Annotated in this window: 14 protein-coding genes; 5 read left to right on the plus strand and 9 right to left on the minus strand. The window is 67.4% G+C overall.

Going from position 1 to position 23,337, the window contains the following annotated elements; genetic code table 11:
* Positions 1–61: 61 nt before the first annotated feature.
* The 9 genes from mgtA to QFZ42_RS03765 form a co-directional block, all read right to left on the minus strand.
* Positions 62–2,785 (minus strand): magnesium-translocating P-type ATPase, encoded by a 2,724-nt coding sequence (gene mgtA, locus QFZ42_RS03725; RefSeq protein ID WP_307699658.1) that lies wholly within the window; start codon positions 2,783–2,785, stop codon positions 62–64.
* Between the two features lie 202 nt (positions 2,786–2,987).
* Complete coding sequence (locus QFZ42_RS03730; RefSeq protein ID WP_307699659.1) at positions 2,988–3,194, minus strand: hypothetical protein; 207 nt, start codon at positions 3,192–3,194, stop codon at positions 2,988–2,990.
* A 350-nt stretch (positions 3,195–3,544) separates the two neighbouring features.
* The gene (locus tag QFZ42_RS03735) at positions 3,545–3,679 is read right to left on the minus strand and encodes a hypothetical protein (protein ID WP_307699660.1); all 135 of its coding nucleotides are present in this window, start codon (positions 3,677–3,679) and stop codon (positions 3,545–3,547) included.
* Positions 3,680–3,757: 78 nt separating this feature from the next.
* Positions 3,758–4,192, minus strand: coding sequence for an acyl-CoA thioesterase (locus tag QFZ42_RS03740; protein ID WP_307699661.1), 435 nt, complete (start codon positions 4,190–4,192; stop codon positions 3,758–3,760).
* Between the two features lie 19 nt (positions 4,193–4,211).
* Entirely contained in the window at positions 4,212–5,201 is a 990-nt protein-coding gene (locus QFZ42_RS03745) for a Bug family tripartite tricarboxylate transporter substrate binding protein (protein ID WP_307699662.1), read from the minus strand.
* A gap of 29 nt (positions 5,202–5,230) precedes the next feature.
* Positions 5,231–6,853: an indolepyruvate oxidoreductase subunit beta family protein gene (locus QFZ42_RS03750; RefSeq protein WP_307699663.1), complete on the minus strand. Its 1,623-nt coding sequence runs from the start codon at positions 6,851–6,853 to the stop codon at positions 5,231–5,233.
* Positions 6,854–6,861: 8 nt separating this feature from the next.
* On the minus strand, positions 6,862–9,021 hold the full coding sequence (locus tag QFZ42_RS03755) for an indolepyruvate ferredoxin oxidoreductase subunit alpha (protein ID WP_307699664.1): 2,160 nt from the start codon (positions 9,019–9,021) through the stop codon (positions 6,862–6,864).
* 104 nt (positions 9,022–9,125) lie between these two features.
* On the minus strand, positions 9,126–9,737 hold the full coding sequence (locus QFZ42_RS03760) for a c-type cytochrome (protein ID WP_307699665.1): 612 nt from the start codon (positions 9,735–9,737) through the stop codon (positions 9,126–9,128).
* Between the two features lie 44 nt (positions 9,738–9,781).
* On the minus strand, positions 9,782–10,981 hold the full coding sequence (locus tag QFZ42_RS03765; RefSeq protein ID WP_307699666.1) for a PQQ-dependent sugar dehydrogenase: 1,200 nt from the start codon (positions 10,979–10,981) through the stop codon (positions 9,782–9,784).
* Between the two features lie 134 nt (positions 10,982–11,115).
* Between QFZ42_RS03765 and QFZ42_RS03770 the strand changes: the two genes are divergently transcribed.
* The 5 genes from QFZ42_RS03770 (at position 11,116) to xdhA (ending at position 23,337) form a co-directional block, all read left to right on the plus strand.
* Positions 11,116–12,018: a LysR family transcriptional regulator gene (locus QFZ42_RS03770; protein ID WP_373423304.1), complete on the plus strand. Its 903-nt coding sequence runs from the start codon at positions 11,116–11,118 to the stop codon at positions 12,016–12,018.
* A gap of 406 nt (positions 12,019–12,424) precedes the next feature.
* Positions 12,425–19,921 (plus strand): non-ribosomal peptide synthetase, encoded by a 7,497-nt coding sequence (locus QFZ42_RS03775; RefSeq protein WP_307699668.1) that lies wholly within the window; start codon positions 12,425–12,427, stop codon positions 19,919–19,921.
* A 9-nt stretch (positions 19,922–19,930) separates the two neighbouring features.
* On the plus strand, positions 19,931–21,250 hold the full coding sequence (locus QFZ42_RS03780; RefSeq protein WP_307699669.1) for a glycosyltransferase: 1,320 nt from the start codon (positions 19,931–19,933) through the stop codon (positions 21,248–21,250).
* Between the two features lie 23 nt (positions 21,251–21,273).
* Entirely contained in the window at positions 21,274–21,483 is a 210-nt protein-coding gene (locus QFZ42_RS03785) for an MbtH family protein (protein ID WP_307699670.1), read from the plus strand.
* Positions 21,484–21,702: 219 nt separating this feature from the next.
* Positions 21,703–23,337, plus strand: coding sequence for a xanthine dehydrogenase small subunit (gene xdhA / locus QFZ42_RS03790; RefSeq protein WP_307699671.1), 1,635 nt, complete (start codon positions 21,703–21,705; stop codon positions 23,335–23,337).

Here is a 23,337-nt window from a genome sequence, read left to right on the forward strand (position 1 = left end):
CGGAGGGGAGTACCCGGTGGCCTGTGCACACGCCCTGAACAGCAGCGCAGAGAACAAAACATCACTGCCACCCATACTGCCGCGCATACCAGCCCTTGACCGTCTGCGTGAGCGCCGCATACCCAGCCAGCATTGCGGCCAGCCATGGGAAGTAGGCCAGCGGAAGCGCTTGCAGCCTGAAGTAATGCGCGAGCCGCCCCATCGGCAGCCAGATACCGGCCGCGGCAATGGCGGCGCCCATCGCCAGCAGCGGCCATGCGGCGCGGCTCTGCAGGAACGGGATTTTTCGCGTGCGGATCAGATGCACGATCAGCGTTTGCGAGAGAAGCCCTTCGATGAACCAGCCCGACTGGAACAAAGTCTGGTTCGCGACCGTGTTCGCCGAGAACGCGAACCACATCACGGCGTAGGTCAGGATGTCGAACACCGAGCTCAGCGGGCCGAAGAACAACATGAAGCGGCCCAGGTCGGCGGGGTTCCAGCTTTGCGGCTTGCGCAGGAACTCGGGGTCGACGTTGTCGAATGGAATCGCGATCTGCGACACGTCATAGAGCAGGTTCTGCACCAAGAGATGCAGCGGCAGCATCGGCAAGAATGGCAGGAACGCACTCGCCACCAGCACCGAGAACACGTTGCCGAAATTCGAGCTCGCCGTGAGCTTGATGTACTTGAGCATGTTGGCGAAGGTGCGGCGTCCTTCGATCACGCCTTGCTCCAGCACCATCAGGCTCTTCTCGAGCAGGATGATGTCCGCCGATTCCTTGGCCACGTCCACCGCGCCGTCCACCGAAATGCCGATGTCCGCCGCACGCAGCGCCGGCGCATCGTTGATGCCGTCGCCCATGAAGCCGACCACGTGCCCGTTCGCATGCAGCGCGTGCACGATGCGCTCCTTGTGCGCCGGCGTGAGCTTGGCGAACACCTGGTGCTGCTCGACCAGCGTGCGCAATCTCGCGTCGTCCAGCGCTTCGATCTCGCGGCCGAGCACCACATGACCGGCCTCGATGCCCACGTCGCCGCAAACCTTGCGTGCGACCAGTTCGTTGTCGCCCGTGAGCACCTTCACCGCCACGCCATGGTCCGCCAAGGCACGCAGCGCGGGCGCGGTCGATTCCTTCGGCGGATCGAGGAAAGCCACGTACCCCAGCAGCGTGAGCCCTGATTCGTCGGCCACGCCGTAGGCAGGCTTGCGGGCATCGGCTCTCAGTGCGCGGCTGGCGACGGCCACCACCCGCAGCCCCTGGGCATTCAGTTCGGACGCCACACGGTGAATGCTCGCCAGCAAATTGCCATCGAGCGACAGCACTTCCGCGCCGCGTTCGACGGCGGTGCACACCGACAGGATTTCTTCCAGCGCACCCTTGCAGATCAGCAGGTGCTCGCTGCCGCCGTTCTCCACCACCACCGACATGCGGCGGCGCGAGAAGTCGAATGGCACTTCGTCGATCTTGCGCCAGGCCGTCTGCAGCTGTGTCTCGAGCCGCATCTCGGCGTGGTTCAGCACGGCCTTGTCGAGCAGGTTCTTGAGACCCGTCTGGTGAAAGCTGTTCAGGTAGGCCAGCTGCAGCACATGGTCCGAGGCTTCGCCCCAGGCGTTGGTATGGCGCTCCAGCACGATGCGGTCCTGCGTCAGCGTGCCGGTCTTGTCGGTGCACAGCACGTCCATCGCGCCAAAGTTGTGAATGGCTTCGAGCCGCTTCACGATCACCTTCTGGCGCGACATCACGACCGCGCCCTTGGCGAGCGTGGCGGTCACGATCATCGGCAGCATTTCGGGCGTGAGGCCGACGGCGATCGACAGCGCGAACAGCGCCGCTTCCCACCAGTCGCCTTTGGTCACGCCGTTGATCACCAGCACCAGCGGCGCCATCACCAGCATGAAGCGGATCAGCACCCAGCTCACGCGGTTGATGCCGGCCTGGAATGCGCTGGTGCCCTGGTCGGCGGCGGCCACGCGCTGGGCGAGCGCACCGAAAAAAGTGCGGCTGCCGGTGTGCACGATCAGCGCGGTGGCGGTTCCGCTGATCACGCTGGTGCCCATGAACAGAAGGTTCTCGCGCTCCAGCACACCGGCTTCGCGGCTGCCCCGGTCGATGGGAAATTTTTCGACCGGCATGGCTTCGCCCGTCAATGCGGACTGGCTGATGAACAGGTCCTTGGCGCCCAGCAGGCGGCAGTCGGCCGGAATCATGTCGCCGGCCGACAACGCGATCACGTCGCCCGGCACCAGGTCGCGCATCGGCACTTCGACGCGCGGCGCACTCGTCGCGCCGGGCGCGGGCCGCAGCACCGTGGCGGTGTTGCTCACCATCGCCTTGAGCCGCTCGGCCGCCATGTTGGAGCGCGACTCCTGCAGAAAGCGCAGCACCGTCGACAGCCCCACCATGCTGCCGATCACGAGCGCGGCCTTCATGTCCTCGGTGACGTACGACACCAGCGCCAGCACCGTGAGCAGCAGGTTGAACGGATTGCGGTAGCACTGCCACAGGTGCGTCCACCACGGCAGTGTCTGTTCGTGGCGCACCTCGTTGCTGCCGAGGCGCTTGCGCAGCGCCAGTGCCTGGTCTTCGTCCAGGCCCTGCGGCGAGCTGCCGAGCGTGGCGAGCAGCTCGCTTGCATCGGCCTGCGATGCAGCGGCCAGCGCCTTCGCGATGTCGGGCGGCATGGTGGCGGAGGCTACGCCGACGGGCTTCGAGCCCAGCATCGTCTGCCAGCGCTCGAAGTGATGCAGCATGCGGCGGCTGCGCAGGAAGCTCTCGAACACGGACTTCAGGACGTTCTTCATTTCTTTTTTCCTTCACGGCGCCGGCCGCGAAGGGAAGAACCTCCCGCGTCAATCAGGCGTGGGAATCCCCTTGCGGCGCCATGCGCTGCAAACTGTTGTTATCGATCTTTAGGAACATGGGCGGCGCGCAGGGGCGCCGATGAGAAGCGGGGTCCATGGAAGGCCTCCTTGTTTCGTGCGTGCCGAGCTGCGGTGCGACGCTTCAGCGGTGCGTGGTGCGGGAGGGGTGCTCCAGCAGCAGGAAGAAGCTGCGGATGCGCCGCGTGGTCCAGAGCGCGGCGGCGCGGTCCAGCATCTCGTTGTCGAGGTCCTGCCTGTTGGTTGCTTCGCGCGCAGGCACGTGCGCCGACGGGCGAACGGTGTCCTGCACCGGCTGCTGGTGCTGCTGACGAGATTGGAATTGACGCATGGCAAGGCTCCTTCGCGATGAAGGAGCCCCGCGCACGGACGCACGCAAGCTGACTGAAAAAGTCAGTGACGCAGAACGGCGGGATTCGGAAGGGGAGAACCGCTGGCCTGATGGGCGAACGGGTCACGCTGCGCGCACGGCGGCCGCAGCGCAAGAGAGCCTGCGCTAGAGGGCCGGATGTGTCACGCCTGCCGAGGCACGCGTCTTGTCACTGATCCAACTGGCACTGTCCACGCACGAGGCTCCGAAGTGAAGATCTTGCGATTGTTGCACTGCGTCATGAGGCACGTCAACCCTGGGCGGGCTATCGCACCGTGCAGAAAGGGCATCCGAAAGAAGTCTGCTGGCGGTCAGTTGCACTGGAACAGAACGCCCGATTCCGCCGGCGCTTTTCCGAGCCAGCGCGGCGTCTGGGCCTTGGCGCTGCAATAGTCGGCCGCCTGCGTGTAGGTGACGGCGCGCAGAACGCCGTCTCGGAATGGCACCACCTCATTGGGGGGTATCGAGCAGCCGGTAACGAGCAAAGCGAGCGGGAGAAGGGTGCGCCAATTCATCGGGCCATTCTAAGACCCGGGGGGCTGCTCGCAGAGCGCGCGGATCGCGGGCGGAATCGGCACCGCGCGAATGCCGCCGCCCTCGCGCCTGGCCGCAAAGATGCGCACTTCCTCGCACTCGAGAATCAGGTCTTCGCCGCGCGTGACGCGGTAGGTCTGCACGAAGCTCTTGTCGCGCCACTCGGTGATGCGTACCGCCACGTGCAGCGTGTCGCCGTAGCTCGCGGCCTTGACGAAGCGCGTGTGCGTGTCGACCAGCGGCGTGCCGATCACGCCGAGGGTCTGCGCCGTTTCTTCCCAGCGTGGCACGCCGCACTCCGCGAAGAAGTGGCGCGAGGCCGCATCGATCCAGCGGAAGAAGTTGGGAAACCAGACGATGCCGGCCGGGTCGCAGTCGCCGAATTCGACGCGCGCGGTGTAGGTGATTTCTTTGCTGCTGCTCATCGGTTCATTGTCGCGGTGCTCAGTCGGCAACGATTTTCCGCTCGCGAATCAGCGCGCCGAAGCGCTGCGAATCGGCTGCGGCACGCTGCTGGAAATCGGCCGGCGAGCCCGGCACCGCCTCGCCGCCGAGCGCGGCGATGCGCTCTTTCACGGCCGGCAGTGCGAGCGCGCGGTTGATCTGCGCATTGAGCAGCGCCACCACGTCGGGCGGCGTGCCCGCGGGGGCGTAGAAGCCGAACACCGTGTCGGCGTCGAAGCCGCGAAGTCCGGCCTCGTCGAGTGTGGACACCTCAGGAAACTGCGGCGAGCGGTGCGGGCTGCCCACCGCCAGCAGCCGGAGCTTGCCGGCGCGCACCTGCTGCAGGCCGATGCCCGGGTCGAACGCATAGTCGATCTGGCCCGCGAGCAGGTCCCGCAGCGCGGGCGCCGCGCCGCGGTAGGGCACGTGCAGCGCGAAGACGCCGGCCTGGCCCTTGAACATCTCACCTGCCAGATGCGGCGAGCTGCCGTTGCCCGGGGAGCCGTAAGAGAGCTTGCCCGGGTTGGCCTTGAGGTACGCAATGAACTCGCGCACATTGGTGGGCGGCAGCGAAGGCTTGGTCACCAAAAATACCAGCACGCGCGCGGCTGCCGCCACCGGTACCAGGTCCTTGGCGGGATCGAAGCCCATGCGTGAATACAGGTGCGGGTTCACCGACACCATGCCGCCCGAACTCATGAGCAGCGTGTAGCCGTCGGCTGGCGCGCGCGCCACCGACTCGCCGCCGACGTTGCCGTTGGCACCCGCGCGGTTCTCGATGACCACGGGTTGCTTGAGCGCCTCCTGCAGCGGCTGCGAGACCGCGCGTGCGATCTGGTCTGCGGCGCCGCCGGGCGGAAAGTTGACGACGATCTTGATCGGCTTGGCGGGCCATGTGCCGGGCTGCGCCTGTGCGTGGGTGCAGGCCAGCAGCGCGCAGGCGGCGGCGAACAGAAGGCGTCGCCGCCAGGGAAGGGCGTGGTGGGGCATGGTGTCGTGTCTCCGTGGTTGTTATGAAATCAGGATCGAACGGTGGTGGAGGGCGGCCGTTTCATCCAGCGGATAGGCTGTGCCTGCACCGGCCGCGGCGCGGCGCCGTGGCGTACCAGCGCGGCGTCGAGCGCCTGGCCGCCTTCGTCGGCCAGGGCCGCCTCGCGCGCCGAGGCAATCGCTTCGGCGCGCGTTGGCGCGGGCAACACCACGCGGCCCGCGAGTTCGTCGATCACGTGCAGAAGGTTGTGCTTGCCGCGCTCGTTGGTGCTGCCGTAGCCCTTGATGAGGCGCCCGCACAGCGCCAGCTCGCGACCCAGCGCCCAGGCTTCGCGCGTGCCGGCTTCCACGGCTGCGAGCCAGCGTTCGATCAATGCCTGCTCCTCGGCAAAGCGCTGGCCGCGGCGGCGCAGCCATTTGAGCGAAGACAAAAGCCGCAGCGACGCCATGCCGAACGCCGAGTGGCTGCCCACCTTGAGCGGCATCGCCCAAGGCTCGCGGCCGCGCGCCTGGCGTCCTCGGTCCCACGCCGTCACGCGGCGCGACAGTGCAGGCGGCAGCAGCGCGGCGAACTCGGGCACGCCGGGCTTGAAGTGGTCGTAGACCTTCACGATGTCTTCATCGGTGGCACGCACTTCCTGCCTCACGCGCTGGGCACGGCTCGCGCGGCCCTTGAGCGCGGCCACGCGCACGATGTCGTCGAAGGCCATCCACAGCGCGAGCCAGCGCGCGGTTTCGCGGGTGACGGCGAAGCCTTGCGCGCCCGCGGGGTCGGCCGCGCGTTCCGCATCGAGCACCTTGGCCAGCCGCGCGGCATAGAGCTCGGCATAGGCGGCGTCCTGGTAGTCGAGCACGCGCGCGTGGCCGAGGGCGAGCATGTCGTGCACGGCCGGTGGAAAGCGCCGCGCCACGTCGTCGGGCAGCGCGCGGGCCGGTGGCGGTGCGTCGCTCGTGTCGCCGGCCATCACGCTGCTCACGAAGGCGGCCTGTGCGCGCGGCGCGCTCACCGCGTCGAAGGCGGCGGCAAAGCCGCGCAGGCTGGCGGCGGCCATCTTGCCGAGCTTTTCAGGCGCGCTGGTGTCGCCGCCACGCACCACGTGCTCGTAGGCTTCGCGAGGAAACGGAAAGAGGCCGCTCCCCGCAATGGCCCCGAGCATCACCGCGCTGACCACCGTGCCGGCCTCGCGCGCCACGGCGTTCATGTCGAACACATGGTGTTCGCGGCTGAAGGCCTTGACCACGTCGAGCAACTGCTGCGCATCGGCGCGGCCGTCGCCGGGCCGCATGCGCTCGGCCGTGGTGAAGGTGCGCGCCGAGGAGCTGATGACCAGCGTGCGCAGCGGCGCGCTCATGCCGTTGCCGATCTGGCGCGCGGTCTCGAGCAGCTCCGACGACACGATGGCGTCGAGCGCGCCCGGCACCGGGCTCAGGCTGAACACCGGGCGCTTGCCGCCGAGCTGTGCGAGCGGCACCGGAAACACCTCGATGTAGTAAGTGGTGGCGCCGGTGCGCTGCGCCACGCCGGGAATCGACGTGCTCTGCGCGGCATAGCCGGCGTGGCGGGCGATGTCGACCAGCCATTCGGTGAGCACGCCGCCGCCTTCGCCGCCGAGGGCACAGACGAGAAGGGTGATGGGCCGGTTCTGTTCCATGGCGTACCTCATGCGGGTTGCAGTGCACGCACGACCGCACCACGCAGGCCGTGCAGAAGACGTTCGTGCCATTTCGGGTTCTGCACCACCTCGGCGCGATAGAAGCTCGGGCACAGCGTGGCCGCGTGCGCGTTCTCGCCGCACAGGCCGCAGCCCACGCAGCCGTCGATCACGGTCGCGACCGGGTCGACCTTGAGCGGATCGGGGTTGTCCTTCAGCGTGAGCGTGGGGCAGCCCGAGAGGCGGATGCAGGCGTGGTCGCCGTTGCACACGTCTTCGTCCACGCCATATTTCACGCGCACCACGCGCTCGCCCTTCTTGAGCAGGCTTGCAATCCACGGCTTGATGCGGCGCTGGCGCTCGAGCTGGCACTCGCCTTCGGCAATCACCACCTTCAGGCCGTTGAAGTCGCTGGTGAGCGCCTCGGTCAGCGTCTTGCGCATGCGCTCGACGTCGTACGTGGTCACGGTGCGCATCCACTTCACGCCCAGGCCCGTGAGCGTGGCCTCGATGGTCTGGTTCTTGTCGACCAGGCTCTGCTGCTTGTCGACCGCGCGCTCCTTCATTTCGTCGTCGGGCGTGGAGATGATGTCCTGCGTGCCGGTGGCCGAGGTGTAGCCGTTCTTGAAGATCAGCAGCACCGCGTCGTCGTCGTTGAAAAGCGCGCTCTGCACGCCCGTGAGCAGGCCGTTGTGCCAGAAGCCGCCATCGCCCATGATCGACAGCGTGCGCCGGTTCATCATGGGCGCCACGCCCGCACGGCTCGCCAGGCTCATGCCGTAGCCGAGGATCGAATGCCCCATCGAGAACGGCTCGAAGGTGCCGAAGGCGTGGCAGCCGATGTCGGCCGCAATGTGCACCGGCCCGGTCTCCTGCTGCGCGAGCTTCAATGCCGAGAACACCGGGCGCTCGGGACAGCCGACGCAGAAGCTCGGCGGCCGGTTGGGAAGCAGCGCGGAGAGCTGGCGCGCCACCGCCTCGCGGCGCTCGCGGTTGCCCGCAAGCCAAGCCTGGGCCGAGGACGAGGCTTCGCTGGACCCGATGTACTTCGCGGCGAACGTGCCGATGCCGCCCGCGAGCACTTCAACGCCGTATTCGCCCGCCGAAGGCAGCATGTCCTTGCCGTGCAGCGGCGTCTGGATGCCGCGCCGGCGCAGCAGCGTCGCGATGTCCTGTTCGATGTACTCGGGCTGGCCTTCTTCCACCACCAGCACCGCGCGCTTGCCTGCGCAGAAGTCGGCCACCTGTTCGGGTACCAGCGGGTAGGTCACGTTGAGCACGAGGACCGGAATGTCCGTCTCGCCGAACGCATCGGCCAGGCCCTGCTGCTGCAGGCTGCGGATCAGCGCGTTGTAGAGCCCGCCCTGCACCACGATGCCCAGGTCGGCATGGCGGCTGCCCGGAACGAGCTCGTTGAGCCCGTGTTCCACGATGTAGCGCCGCGCCGCGGGAATGCGCTCGTCGCCCTTGAGCTTCTCGTGGCGGAAGGTGACGGGCGGATGCGCGAGCCGCATGTAGTCGAAGCCCGCGGGCTCGTTCATCAGCGCGCGGGTCGACACGGCGGGCGCGATGTTGTCCTTGCACTCGAAGCTGCCGCGCACGTGGCAGGTTCGGATGCGCAGTTCCATGAGGCAGGGCATGTTCGAGGTTTCCGAAAGGCGAAAGCCGTGTTCGACCATGCGCACCATCTGGCCGAGGTCGGGCCGCGGATCGAGCAGGCACATGCTCGACTTGAGCGCATAGGCATGCGTGCGCTCCTGGATCACGCTCGCGCCTTCGCCGTAGTCTTCGCCGACCACGACCAGCACGCCGCCGGTCACGCCGGGCGACGAGAGGTTGGAGAGCGCATCGGCCGCCACGTTGGTGCCGACGATGGACTTCCACGTCACCGCGCCGCGCAGCGGGTAGTGAATGGAAGCGCCGAGCATCGCGGCCGCGGAGGCCTCGTTCGAGCAGGCCTCCACGTGCACGCCGAGTTCGTCCATGTATGTCTTGGCCTGCACCATCACGTCGAGCAGGTGCGAGACCGGCGCGCCCTGGTAGCCGCCCACATAGGCCACGCCCGACTGCAGCAGGCCCTTGGTGATCGCGAGAATGCCCTCGCCGTGGAATGTGTCGCCGGCGCCCAGGCGCAGCGATTGCACTTCCTTGCTGAATGAAACTTCCAAGAGATTCGGCTCCGATGGGTTGATGTGTGTCGATGGCTTGGGCGCATGCGCGCGGGTTGCCCCGCACCGCGCTTCTTGCCGGTGTTGCGTTGCGAAATGGTTTGCTACTTGCCGGGTGGCTTGGCGGCCGTGCCGGGGAAGTGCGCCACGTAATAGGCCAGCGTGTCCAGGTCTTCGGGCGGGATGCCGCTCACGGCTTCGGTCATTGCCTGCGTGTAGCCCGGCCGCTTGCCGGTGCGAAACCCATGCAGCGTCATCTGCAGGTAGTCCTCGCGCTGCTGCGCGATGCGCGGCACCTGCTGGCCGCCGCTCAGGTCGGCGCCGTGGCAGATCACGCAGCGGTGCGTCTGCGCGAGCGACTGGCCGCGTGCCATGCGCCCTGCATCGGGCGGCGCGGCCGGCGGGGGCGCGGGCACGGCCGGCAGCGTCGCAATGAACTCCGAGAAGCCGCGCAGGTCTTCGTCCTTCATGGTCTTGGCCACCGCCGACATCGCAGGGTTGTCGCGCCGGCCTTCGCGGAACAGAAACAGCTGCGTGATCGCGTAGAACGAATGCTGGCCCGCGAGCACCGGTGTGCCCGCCATGTCGCTGCGCCCGTTCGCGCCGTGGCAGGCGGCGCACACCGCCGCGTAGCGCTGCGCATAGGTGCCCTGCGCGGCCTGCGTGCCCTGGGCATTGGCGGAAGGCGCCGCTGAAGCGAGGAGCGTCATGGCCATGGCTACGCCGGCCTGCATGAAAGCCGCGAGAACGAAACCCCTGCTCATCGGCCGCCGTAGCTGATGCGGTAGATGGCGCCCGCGTGGTCGTCGCTCACGAGCATGGAGCCGTCCTTCAGCACCAAAAAGTCCACCGGTCGGCCGAGATAGTTGTTGTTCTCGACGAAGCCCGTCATGAACGGCTCGACCTTCGCGCCGCCTTTGCCGTCCGGCCATGCCACGGCGATGTCGGCGTACTTGACCGTGCGGTTCCACGGGCCATGGCGTGCGATGAACATGGCGCCGCGGTACTTGGCCGGGAACATCGTTCCCTTGTAGAAGGCCAGGCCCAGCCCGGCGGCATGCGGGCCGAGCAGCGCCGCGGGCTTGGTGAACTCGCCGCAGTTCTTGCCCCAGCCGAACTCGGGGTCGGCGATGTTGCCCTGATGGCAATACGGGTAGCCGAAGTGCTGGTTGGGTGCGGTCACCACGTTCAGTTCGTCGTTCGGCAGGTCTTCGCTGACCCAGTCGCGTCCGTTGTCGGTGAACCAGAGGTTGCCCGTCTTCGGGTCGAAGTCGAAGCCCACCGTGTTGCGCACGCCGCGTGCCACGGTCTCGATACCGCTGCCGTCGAGGTTCATGCGGAAGATGCGCGCATGCGCCTCGTCGGGGTCGCAGATGTTGCAGGGCGCACCGACCGCGTAATAGAGCTTGTCGTTGTGCACGCGCAGGTAGCGCCAGCTGTGGTCCTGCCCGCCGGGCAGCTTGTCGTTCAGCACCGCCGGGGTGCCGAGGTTGTCGAGCTTGTCTTCGATGCCGTCGTAGCGAACGATCTGCTTGTGCGTGGCGAGGTACAGCGCGCCCTTGTGAAACTCGATGCCGGTGGCGAACTCGGTCTTGTCGATGATGGTCTTGGGCTTGCGGTCGCCTTTCTCGGCAATGGCGTAGACCTTGTTGCCCACGAACAGCGTGCTCACGAACACCGTGCCCTTGTCGCCCTGGCGCAGCGAGCGCGCGTCGAGTACGCCGGAGGCCCAGGTTTCCACCTTGAAGCCCGGCGGCAGCTTGAACTTGGCGGTGGGCAGCTGGTCGGCCGCCGTTGGAATGGGGAACGAGGGCACCGGCGCCATGCGCGTGGCGGCTTCGGTCTTGGGACGCCCCTTGGCCCAGCCCGGCTCTTCGGCCGGAGGCTGCTGGGCCCACGCGGCGGTGGTGGCAACGCAAAGCAGGGCGGCAATTGCCGCACGCGGACGCAGTCTGGCCATGTCTTGTCTCCTTCTCGTGGTGGGGCTCTTTCTCTCTCGCTGTTCGCCGAACGTCTCGATCGGCAACGGCGGCCAGTGTGCGAGCAGCGCGCAAGGTATTCAATAAAATAATCGGACTAAGTAATATGCATTGCATGCATATACAAACGATGGACCTCAACCTGCTGCGCCTGTTCGATGCGGTCTATCGCGCGCGCAGCGTGAGCCGCGCGGCCGAAGAGCTGGGCCTGACGCAACCGGCGGCGAGCCACGGGCTCGGCCGCCTGCGCCTGCTGCTGAAGGATGCGCTCTTCACGCGCGCACCGGGTGGCGTGGCACCGACACCGCGCGCCGACCGGCTGGCAGCCGCGGTGCAGGCCGCACTCAACACGCTGGAAGAAGCGCTGCAGGAGCCCGGCCGCTTCGAGCCGCAGGCATCGCGCAAGACATTCCGCATTCACATGAGCGACATCGGCGAAGGCCGCTTCCTGCCCCCGCTCATGGCGCGGCTCGGCGAGCTGGCGCCCGGCGTGCGCGTCGAGACACTGCCGTTGCCGCCCACCGACATAGCGCCCGCGCTCGACAGCGGCCGCATCGATTTCGCTTTCGGCTTTCTGCCCAAGGTGCGCGACACGCAGCGCAAGCACCTGCTGAAAGACCGCTACATCGTGCTGCTGCGCAAGGGCCACCCGTTCGCGCGCGGTAGGCGCAACAGCCAGGCGCTCATCGAGGCGCTGCAGACGCTCGAATACGTGGCGGTGCGCACGCATGCGGAGACGCTGCGCATCTTGCAGCTGCTCAATCTCGAGGAGCGCGTGCGGCTCACCACCGAGCACTTCATGGTGCTGCCGGCCATCGTGCGGGCCACCGATCTTGCCGTGGTGATGCCGCGCAACATCGCGCGCGGGTTTGCGGAGGAGGGCGGCTACGCCATCGTCGAGCCCGCTTTTCCGTTGCGCGATTTCACGGTCTCGCTGCATTGGAGCAAGCGCTTCGAGGCCGATCTGGCCAACCGCTGGTTGCGAGAAGTGATCACCGCCCTGTTCTCGGAGCCGTAGAAAAAAGCTCGCGCAGCACAACCAAAGTACGCGCCGCGAAGCGCGATTTTTTCAACGCACCGCGCGTCTATTCCCCTACAGAAAATAACCCAAGTTGTTGCATCGCAACGTTGCTTCAACGCATTTCTTGTCTGAACTACGTTGAAAGCTTTCGCATTTCGACGTCTCGAATCGAATGCTCGCTTCTCGATGAATTCTTTCGCGCTCAGTGTTCCGAGAGAGCGCTTCTTCTACGAAAAAGCGTCATTGAAGTTGCGGCAACAACTTGTACATTGGTCCGGCAGTGTGAATGGATTGTCACCGCGGGGCCATCGGCATTTCTCCTTGAGCGGCGGGTGCATCACGCGTCCATTTCACGCGCACATGCATCGTTGCCGATTTCATTCAAGACATCATGGAGAAGTGCATGACGAGCGTCGTTCACCAGGGAAAAACAGCACCCCTCACATCGGGACAAATGGCGATGTGGCTCGGCGCCAAGTTCGCTTCGCCCGACACCAATTTCAATCTTGCCGAAGCCATCGATATCGACGGCGAGATCGATCTCGAAACCTTTCTCGCAGCCATCCGGCAAGTGGCCGATGAAGCCGAAGCCACGCGCCTGAACTTTGTCGATACGGAACAAGGCCCGCGCCAAGTCTTGGCACCCACCTTCACTGGCGAAATTCCCTACCTCGACGTCAGCGGCGAGAGCGATCCGCACGGCGCGGCGGAGCGCTGGATGCGTGCCGATTTCACCCGCAGCATCGACCTGGCGCGCGGGCAGCTGTGGCTTTCGGCGCTGATCCGCATCGCACCCGATCGACACATCTGGTATCACCGAAGCCACCACATCGTGCTCGACGGATTCGGCGGCGGCCTGATTGCGCGCCGCCTCGCAGACGTCTACAGCGCGATGGCCGGCAACCACGCGGAAGTCGCGGAAGAATCGCGCCTGGCGCCCCTCTCGCAACTGGCCGAGGAGGACAACGCCTACCGCGAGTCCGGCCGTTTCCCGCGCGACCGGCAGTACTGGACCGATCGCTTCGGCGATGCGCCCGATCCCTTGAGCCTGGCCTCGCAACGCTCGGTCAACGTCGGGGGCCTGCTACGGCAAACGGTGCACCTGCCGGCGGCGAGCGTGCAAGCCTTGCAAGGCATCGCGCAAGGGTTGGGAACCACGCTGCCGCAGATTCTGATTGCCGCGACCGCGGCCTATCTGTACCGCGCCACCGGCGTCGAAGACATGGTGATCGGCATTCCCGTGACGGCACGCCACAACGATCGCATGCGGCGTGTGCCGGCCATGGTTGCGAACGCACTGCCGCTGCGCTTGGCGATGCGCGCCGACCTGCCGATTCCGGAGTTGATTCGCGAAGTGGGGCGGCAGATGCGGCAGATCCTCCGGCACCAAAGCTATCGCTACGAGCACTTGCGCAGCGACCTCAACATGCTGGTCAACAACCGGCAGCTGTTCACCACCGTCGTGAACGTCGAGCCCTTCGACTACGACTTCCGCTTTGCCGGGCATGCCGCCAAGCCGCGCAACCTTTCCAATGGCACCGCAGAAGACCTGGGCATCTTCCTGTACGAGCGCGGCAACGGGCAAGACCTGCAGATCGATTTCGATGCCAATCCCGCGGTGCATACCGCCGAGAAATTGGCCGACCATCAACGCCGGCTGCTCGCCTTTTTCACGGCCGTGATCCACCAGCCCGACCAGGCCATCGGCCACATCGACCTGCTCGGCGCCGGCGAGCGCAGGCGGCTGCTGGTGGATTGGAACGACACGGCGCACACGGTGCCGCACACCACGCTCACCGCATTGATCGAGGCGCAACTCGCAGGCAATCCCGAGGGCATTGCATTGCGCTTCGACGGCCATGCGATGCGCAACGGCGAACTGAACCGCCGCGCCAACCGGCTGGCCCACCTGCTGCGCGCGCGCGGCGCGGGCCCGGAGCGCACCGTGGCACTGGCCATTCCGCGTTCGCTGGAACTGATGGTGGCCTTGCTGGCCACGCTGAAGACCGGTGCCGCCTACCTGCCGGTCGATCCCGATTTTCCGCAGGACCGCATCGCGTTCATGCTCGGCGACGCGCAGCCGGTGTGCCTGATCACCACCGCGGCGCTCGCGGAGACGCTGCCGGGCGACGCATCGCAATTGCTGCTCGACCTGCCGCAAACGATTGCCGAACTGGGGACTTGTCCCGACACCGACCTTGGCGCGGCGATCGATCCCGCGCATCCGGCCTATGTGATCTATACGTCGGGCTCTACCGGGATGCCGAAAGGCGCGGTGGTGTCGCATCGCGCCATCGTCAATCGCCTGCGCTGGATGCAGGACCGCTACAGCTTGCAAGCCGACGACCGCGTGCTGCAGAAAACGCCGTCGAGCTTCGATGTGTCGGTGTGGGAATTCTTCTGGCCGCTGATCGACGGCGCCACGCTGGTGCTCGCGAAGCCGGGCGGCCACAAGGATGCGGCGTACCTGGCGGGACTGATCGCGGAAGAGGGCGTCACCACCGTTCACTTCGTGCCGTCGATGCTCGAAGTCTTCCTGCTCGAGCCCGCGGCCTCCGCGTGCACCACGCTGCGCCGCGTGATCTGCAGCGGCGAGGCGTTGTCGCCCGCGCTCCAGTCGCAGTTCCAGCAGAAGCTGCCTTGCGAGCTGCACAACCTCTATGGGCCGACCGAAGCCGCCGTCGACGTCACCTCGTGGGAGTGCCTGCGCGAACCGATGGCCGAATCGGCTTCGGCGAGCGTGCCCATCGGCCGGCCGATCTGGAACACGCAGATGCACGTGCTGGACAGCGGCCTGCAGCCGGTGCCGCCCGGCGTCACAGGCGAGCTGTACATCGCAGGCATGGGCTTGGCGCGTGGGTATCTGAACCGTCCGCTGTTGAGCGCGGAACGCTTCATTGCCAACCCGTACGGCGCACCGGGCAGCCGCATGTACCGCAGCGGCGACCTCGCGCGCTGGCGCAGCGATGGCAGCCTCGACTTCCTCGGCCGCGCCGACCAGCAGGTGAAGATCCGCGGCCTGCGCATCGAACCCGGCGAGATCGAAGCGGTGCTGCTGCAGCACCCGCAAGTTGCGCAGGCGGCTGTCATCGCGCGTGAGGACACACCGGGCGAGAAGCGCCTGGTGGCCTATGTGGTCGCTGCCGAGGCGGCCGATCCACAGGCCGCGGAGCTGCGCGACCACCTGGCGCTGGCCCTGCCCGACTACATGGTTCCTTCGGCGTTCGTGAGCCTGCCGGCCCTGCCGCTCGGGCCCAGCGGCAAGCTCGACCGCAGGGCGCTGCCGCCGCCCGAACTGCAGCCTGCGACGCCGTATGCGGCGCCGCGCACGCCCACCGAAAAGATACTGGCCGGGCTCTGGGCCGAGACGCTGCATCTGCAGCGCGTGGGCATCCACGACAACTTCTTCGAGCTCGGCGGGCACTCGCTGATGATCGTGCAGCTGATCTCGATGATCCGGCAGCAGTTCATGATCGACCTGCCCGTGGACACGCTGTTCCAGGTCTCCACCATCGCCGGCCTTGCGGAGTTGCTCGACCAGGAATCGGGCGCGCGCCCCAGCCTCACGCCGATGCCGCGCCCGGCGCGCATTCCGCTGTCTTTCGCGCAGCGCCGCCTGTGGTTGATGAACCAATTGGCAGACGCCGACCCGGCCTACAACATGCCGCTCGCGCTGCGGCTTTCGGGCGTACTGGACCGCGCGGCGCTGCACGAGGCACTGGGCGACCTGGTGCAGCGCCACGAAAGCCTGCGCACCATTTACCCGAACGAAGACGGGCTGCCGTACCAGCACATTCTCGATGGCGAGCAGGCGCGGCCCGCGGTGATCGAAGCCGTCAGCAGCGAAGAAGAAATCGCCGCGCAGCTGCATGCCGCGGCCCGCTGCGGCTTCAAGCTCGACAGTACCGTGCCCTTGCGCACCCACCTGTTCCGGCTGGCCGACGACGAGCACGTGCTGTTGCTGCTCACGCACCATATCGTGGGCGACGGTGCCTCGCTCATGCCGCTCGCGAGCGACCTCAGCGTGGCGTACGCCGCGCGATGCGAAGGCAAGGCACCGGGTTGGGCGCCGCTGCCGCTGCAATATGCCGACTACGCGCTGTGGCAGCAGCAACTGCTCGGCAGCGAAGACGACCCCGACAGCATGGCCGGCCGCCAGCGCGAATTCTGGCGCGAGACCTTGCGCGACCTGCCCGAGCGGCTGAGCCTGCCTGTCGACCGGCCGCACCCGGCCGCACCCAGCTACCGCGGCGACGTGGTGCCGATTCAGATACCACCGCATGTCCACGAACGCATGCTGCAGCTGGCACGCGACGGCCAGGCCAGCGTCTTCATGGTGCTGCAGGCCGCGCTCGCGGGTCTCTTGCATCGGTTGGGTGCCGGCGACGACATCGCCATCGGCACGCCGGTGGCCGGGCGCAGCGACCACGCGCTGGACGAGCTCATCGGCTGCTTCGTCAACGCACTGGTGCTGCGCAACGACCTCTCGGGGCAGCCGAGCCTGCGCGAACTGATCGCGCGGGTTCGCACCACCAACCTCGCGGCGTACGCGAACCAGGAGTTCCCGTACGACCGCATCGTGGAACTGCTGCGGCCGGGGCGCTCGGGCGCCAACCTGCCCTTGTTCCAGGTCATGCTGGGCTTCCAGCAGGGCGGCAGCCGGCTGTCGTTCAGCTTGCCGGGCCTGTCGATCACGCCGCAGCCAGTGGCCGTCGACACCGCCAAGTTCGACCTGTCGTTCATCCTCGACGAGCTGCGCGGCGCCGATGGCCTGCCGGGCGGCATTGCAGGCGGCATCCAATACAGCACCGACCTGTTCGACCGCGGCACGGTCGAGTCCATCGCGGCGCGGCTGGCGCGCTTGCTCGAAGAGGCCTGCGATGCGCCCGACGAGGCCATCGGCAGCCTGGCGATCCTGAGCACCGAGGAAAACCACCGCCTGCTGCAAGACTGGAGCGGCAGCACGCGCGAACTGGCGCCGCTCACGCTGGCCGACATGGTGCAGGCCCATGCCGCGGCGCGCCCGCATGCCGCGGCGGTGGTGCTCGACAGCGCCACGGTCAGCTATGCCGATCTCGATGCACACGCCAATCGCCTCGCGCATCTGCTGCGCGGCCGGAGCATTGGTCGAGGTGCCGTCGTTGCCACGGTGCTGCCGCGTTCGCTCGACCTGGTGGTGGCCCACCTGGCCATCGTCAAGGCCGGCGCGGCCTACCTGCCCATTGACCCGAACCACATGGCAGGCCGCAGCGCTTTCGTGTTCGAGGAGGCGGCGCCTGCCGCGGTGCTGACCCACGCCGCGCTGCTGCCGCAACTGGCCGGTGTTCCGCATTGCCTGGCGCTCGACAGCGATGAAGCCGTGGCCGCGCTGGCCATGCAGCCGAAGGACGCGCCGGTGCACGCGCAACCAATCGACCCCCAGGATGCCGCCTACATCATCTACACCTCGGGTTCCACGGGCGTGCCCAAGGGCGTGGTGGTGCCGCACGCCGGTTTGAACAGCCTCGGAACGGCGATGGCCGAGCGGCTCGCGATCACTTCGGATTCGCGCGTGCTGCAGTTTTCGTCCAGCGGTTTCGATGCCTCGGTCATGGACCAGCTGATGGCCTTCCATGCCGGCGCCGCGCTCGTCGTACCCGCCGCGCCGCAATGGCTCGGCACCGACCTGGCCGACCTGCTCGAAAGGCAAGCCGTCAGCCATGCGCTGATTCCGCCCGCCGCATTGGCGACCCTGCCGCAGGGTGAGTTCCCGCATCTGCAAACGCTGGTGGTGGGCGGCGAGGCATGCCCCGCCGAACTGGCCGCGCGGTGGTCGGAAGGCCGCCGCATGGTGAACGCCTACGGGCCGACGGAAATCACCATCTGCGCGAGCATGAGCGAGCCGATGAGCGCCGAAGCGCCGCCATCGATCGGTCGTCCGATCTGGAACACGCGCATGTATGTGCTCGACGACAGCCTGCAGCCGGTGCCTCCGGGCGTCGCGGGCGAGCTCTACATCGCGGGCAGCGGCGTGGCGCGCGGCTACCTGAAGCGGCCGCTGCTCAGCGCCGAGCGATTCATCGCCGACCCCTTCGGCGAGCCCGGCAGCCGCATGTACCGCAGCGGCGACCTGGCACGGTGGCGCAGCGACGGCAGCCTCGACTTCCTCGGCCGTGCCGACCAGCAGGTGAAGATTCGCGGCTACCGCATCGAACCTGGGGAGATCGAATCGGTGCTGCTGAAGCACCCGCAAGTGACGCAGGCGGCCGTGATCGTGCGTGAGGACATGCCGGGCGACAAGCGCCTGGTGGCTTACTTCACCGCCGCCTCCGATGACCCGCAGCCGGTCGAGCTGCGCGCGCACATGGCGAAGGCGCTGCCCGACTACATGGTGCCGTCGGCCTTCGTGCACCTGCCGTCGCTGCCGCTGACCCAGAGCGGCAAGCTCGATAAAAAAGCGCTGCCCGCACCCGAGCTGCAGCCGGCCGCCGCGCCGTACGCCGAACCGCGCACGCCCACCGAGAGGCTGCTCGCAGGGCTGTGGGCCGAAACCCTGCACCTGGAGCGCGTGGGCATTCACGACAACTTCTTCGAACTGGGCGGGCATTCGCTCATGGCGATCCAGCTCGGCATGCGCATCCGCCAGCAGGTGCGCGCGGACTTTCCGCATGCGGAGGTGTACAACCGCCCGTCGATTGCCGAACTGGCTGCATGGATCGACAACGCCGGCGGCGCGGCCGAGGCGCTGGACCTGTCGCGCGAGCTCGATCTGCCCGCGCACATTCAACCGCAGAGCACTGCGCCGAAGCTGGTTCCCGAGCGGGTGTTCCTGACCGGCGCCAGCGGCTTCGTCGGCAGCCATCTGCTGGCCGCGCTGCTTCGCGACACCCCGGCGTGTGTCGTCTGCCATGTGCGGGCACCCGATGAAGAAGCGGGCAAGCTGCGCCTGCAGCACACGCTGGCGCAGCGCCAGCTCGGCGCGATCTGGGACGACGCGCGCATCAAGGTGGTGACCGGCGACCTCGGCAAGCCGCGCCTTGGCCTCGACGACAGCGCCGTGCAGCTGGTGCAGGATGGCTGCGACGCCATCTACCACTGCGCCGCACAGGTGGACTTCCTGCATCCCTACGCGAGCCTCAAGCCCGCGAACGTCGGGAGCGTGGTCACGCTGCTCGAATGGACATCGCAGGGCCGCGCGAAGAGCATGCACTACGTCTCCACGCTGGCGGTGATCGACCAGAACAACAAGGAAGACACCATCACCGAGCAGTCGGCGCTGGCCTCTTGGAGCGGGTTGGTCGACGGCTACAGCCAGAGCAAGTGGGTCGGCGATGCACTGGCCCGCGAGGCGCAGGCGCGCGGCATGCCCGTGGCCATCTACCGGCTCGGCGCCGTCACCGGCGACCACACGCATGCGATCTGCAACGCCGACGACCTGATCTGGCGCGTGGCGCATCTCTATGCCGACCTGGAGGCGATTCCCGACATGGACCTGCCGCTCAACCTGACGCCGGTGGACGATGTGGCGCACGCCATTCTCGGCCTCGCGGGCCAGCAGGATTCCTGGGGCCAGGTGTTCCACCTGATGAGCCAGGCGGCGCTGCGGGTGCGCGACATCCCGCAAGTCTTCGAGCGCATGGGCATGCGGCTGGAGCCGGTCGGCCTCGAGCCGTGGCTGCAGCGCGCGCATGCGCGGCTGGCCGTGGCGCAAGACCGCGACCTGGCCGCCGTGCTCGCCATTCTCGACCGCTACGACACCTCGGCCACGCCGCCGCAGGTGAGCGGCGCGGCCACCCATGCGCAGCTCGAAGCCATCGGCGCGCCGATCCGGCCGGTGGACCACGATCTGCTGCAGCGCTACTTCGTCGATCTGGGCATCGACACCAAGGCGCGCCGCACCCCGGAAACCACCACGTCATAGGAGCATCCGATGGCACGCTATCTCATCGCCGCAACCGCCTTGCCGGGCCACGTCCTGCCGATGCTGGCCATCGCGCAGCATCTGGTGAACCAGGGGCACGAGGTGCGGGTGCACACCGCGAGCCAGTTCGGGGCGCAGGCTGAGGCGACCGGCGCGGGCTTTACCGCCTTCGAACCCGTCATCGACTTCGACTACCGCGACCTCGACAAGCGCTTTCCCGAACGCCAGCGGCTGCCTTCGGCACATGCGCAACTGTGCTTCGGCCTGAAGCATTTCTTTGCCGATGCCATGGCGCCTCAGCTGGCGGGCCTTCGCGCCATCCTGCGGGATTTCGACGCGGACGCGATCGTGGTCGACACGATGTTCTGCGGCACGTTTCCGTTGCTGCTGGGCCATCGCGAAGACCGCCCGGCCATCGTTTCCATCGGCATCTCGGCGCTGCCGCTGTCCAGCTGCGACACGGCCTTCTTCGGCACCGCGCTGCCGCCGTCTTCCACACCGGAAGGGCGGCAACGCAACAAGGCGATGAATGCCAACCTCAAGCAGGCGATGTTCGGAGACGTGCAGCGCTATTTCGATGCCTTGCTGACGCGCTCGGGCTCGCCCGCGCTGCCGGATTTCTTCATCGACGCCATGGTCAAGCTGCCGGACCTGTACCTGCAGCTGACGGCGGAGTCCTTCGAATACCCGCGCAGCGACCTGCCCGCGTCGGTCCGGTTCGTCGGCCCGCTGCTCGCGCCCGCGAGCCGCGAGTTCGCGCCGCCCGATTGGTGGCACGAACTGGACGACGGCCGCTCGGTCGTGCTGGTGACGCAGGGCACGCTGGCCAACCAGAACCCGGCACAGCTGATCGGCCCGACCTTGCAGGCGCTGGCGGGCGACAGGAACATTCTCGTCATCGCCACCACCGGCGGCCCGGTGCCCCCGGCGCTGAGCGCGAACGTGCCCGCCAATGCCCGCGTGCTGCCGTTCCTGCCTTACGACCGGCTGCTGCCCAAGGTGCACGCGATGGTGACCAACGGCGGCTACGGCTCCGTCAACCATGCGCTGAGCCTGGGCGTGCCGCTGGTGGTCGCCGGTACTTCCGAAGAAAAGCCGGAGATCGCCGCGCGCGTGGCCTGGTCGGGCGCGGGCATCAACCTGGGCAGCAGCCAGCCGGGCGCGCGCCAGATCGGCGACGCCGTGCGCAAGGTGCTGGGCGAATCCACCTATCGCCGCCGCGCCGCCGCGCTGTGCGAGGACTTCGCGCGTCATCGCGCGCTGCCCGGCATCGCCGAAGCGCTCGCATCGCTGCGCGAGACAAGCTCCGCCTACGCGGAAATGGCTTGAAAACCAAGCAAAGGAAATCGACGATGAGCAACCCTTTTGACGACAAGAACGCCAATTTCCTGGTCCTGGTCAACCAGGAAGGCCAATATTCGCTCTGGCCGAGCTTCATTGCCGTGCCCGCCGGTTGGGATGTAGCCCTGAACGCCACCGACCGCCCCGCCTGCAGCGCCTTCATCGAAGCCCATTGGCGCGACATGCGGCCACGGTCGCTGGCCGCGGCCAGCGGCGGCTGACGCCAGCCGGACGCCCGGGCGGGTTTTCTTTCCGCCCGGTTCGGTCATGGGCCTGCTCGCGGCCCATGGCCCGGGAATTGCTCACGCTCTCAAGGGTTTCCCCGTAGCTTGCATACCGGCCCCCACATACGCAATATGGGCGCTGCGGTATGTACCCGGCCGCGCAAGCCGCTAACGTCAACGCTTGGCCGAAACGAGCCGCCCACGAGCACGAAGAGCATGAGCACCGAGAGCAGCAACAAGATCCAACCCATCCGGTTTTTCCACCGCGGAAAAATCGTCGACGTCAGCGGCGTCCACCCCACGCGCTCGGTCCTCGACTGGCTGCGCGAGGACGCGCACTGCACCGGCACCAAGGAAGGCTGCAACGAAGGCGACTGCGGCGCCTGCACCGTGGTGATCGGCGAACTCGCCGCCGACGCTGACGCGCCGGGCACGGTCGGCGGGTTGCAGTTGCAGACGGTCAACGCCTGCATCCAGTTTTTGCCCACCCTGCACGGCAAGGCGCTCTTCACGGTCGAAGACCTCAAGGACCAGTGCCCGGCCCATGCCGGGGGCGAGACCGAAGTGCAGGCGCAAGACAAGCGCCCGCATCCCGTGCACCGCCTGCACCCGGTGCAGCAGGCCATGGTCGACTGCCATGGCTCGCAGTGCGGCTTCTGCACGCCGGGCTTCGTGATGTCGCTGTGGTCCGCCTACGAGCACCACCAGGCCGAGGGCACGCAGCCCACGCGCCAGCAACTCGCCGACGAGCTCTCGGGCAACCTGTGCCGCTGCACCGGCTACCGGCCGATTCTCGACGCCGGGCAGCGCATGTTCGACCTGCCGAGCGTGCGGCTCGATACCGAGCCCGTGGTGGCTGCGCTCACTGCGCTGCAGAACGACGGCCTCGATTACGCCGCGCCGCTCGGCGCCCGCATGGACCACTTCCACGCCCCCAAGACCCTGGCGCAACTCGCCGCGCTGCGCGAACAGAAGCCGCGCGCCCAGTTGCTCGCCGGCTCCACCGACGTCGGCCTGTGGGTCAACAAGCAGTTCCGCGACCTGGGCGACATCATCTACGTGGGTGACGTGGCCGAAATGAAGACCATCGAAGTCCGTTCGGTCGATAGTGCCGAAGAGCTCTACATCGGCGCCGGCGCCTCGCTCGAATCGGCCTTCGAAGCCCTCGTGCAGCGCGTACCGAGTCTCACGGACGTGTGGCTGCGTTTTGCCTCGCCTCCCATCCGCCATGCCGGCACCATGGGCGGCAACGTGGCCAACGGTTCGCCCATCGGCGATTCGCCGCCGGTGCTGATGTCGCTCGACGCCGAGATCGAGTTGCGCCGCGGCGACGTGGTGCGCCGCCTGCCGCTGCCCGATTTCTACATCGACTACATGAAGAATCAGCTGCAGCCCGGCGAGTTCGCGCAGGGGCTGGCGGTTCCGCTCGCGGCCATGCGCCGCCAAGTGCGCGCCTACAAGATCAGCAAGCGTTTCGACTGCGACATTTCGGCGCTTTGTGCGGGCTTTGCCATCGAACTGGAAGCGGGCAGCGACACCGTGAAGGCCGTGCGCCTGGCCTTCGGCGGTATGGCCGCCACCGTGAAGCGTGCCGCCCAAGCCGAGGCCGCACTCGTGGGCAAGCCGTGGAGGCAAGCCAGCGTGAACGCCGCCAAGCTCGCGCTGGCGCAAGACTTCAAGCCGCTGTCGGACATGCGCGCCTCGGCCGACTACCGGCTGCAGGTGGCGCAGAACCTCATCCAGCGCCTCTGGCTCGAAACCCGCGCCGAAGACGCGCTGTCGCTCGAAGAAACCAGCGTCTGGAGCGTGATGCCGCATGCCGCGGCCAAGGCCGCGGCGGAAGGAGCCTGA

The sequence above is a fragment of the Variovorax paradoxus genome (genome assembly GCF_030815855.1).
Taxonomy (GTDB): domain Bacteria; phylum Pseudomonadota; class Gammaproteobacteria; order Burkholderiales; family Burkholderiaceae_C; genus Variovorax; species Variovorax paradoxus_M.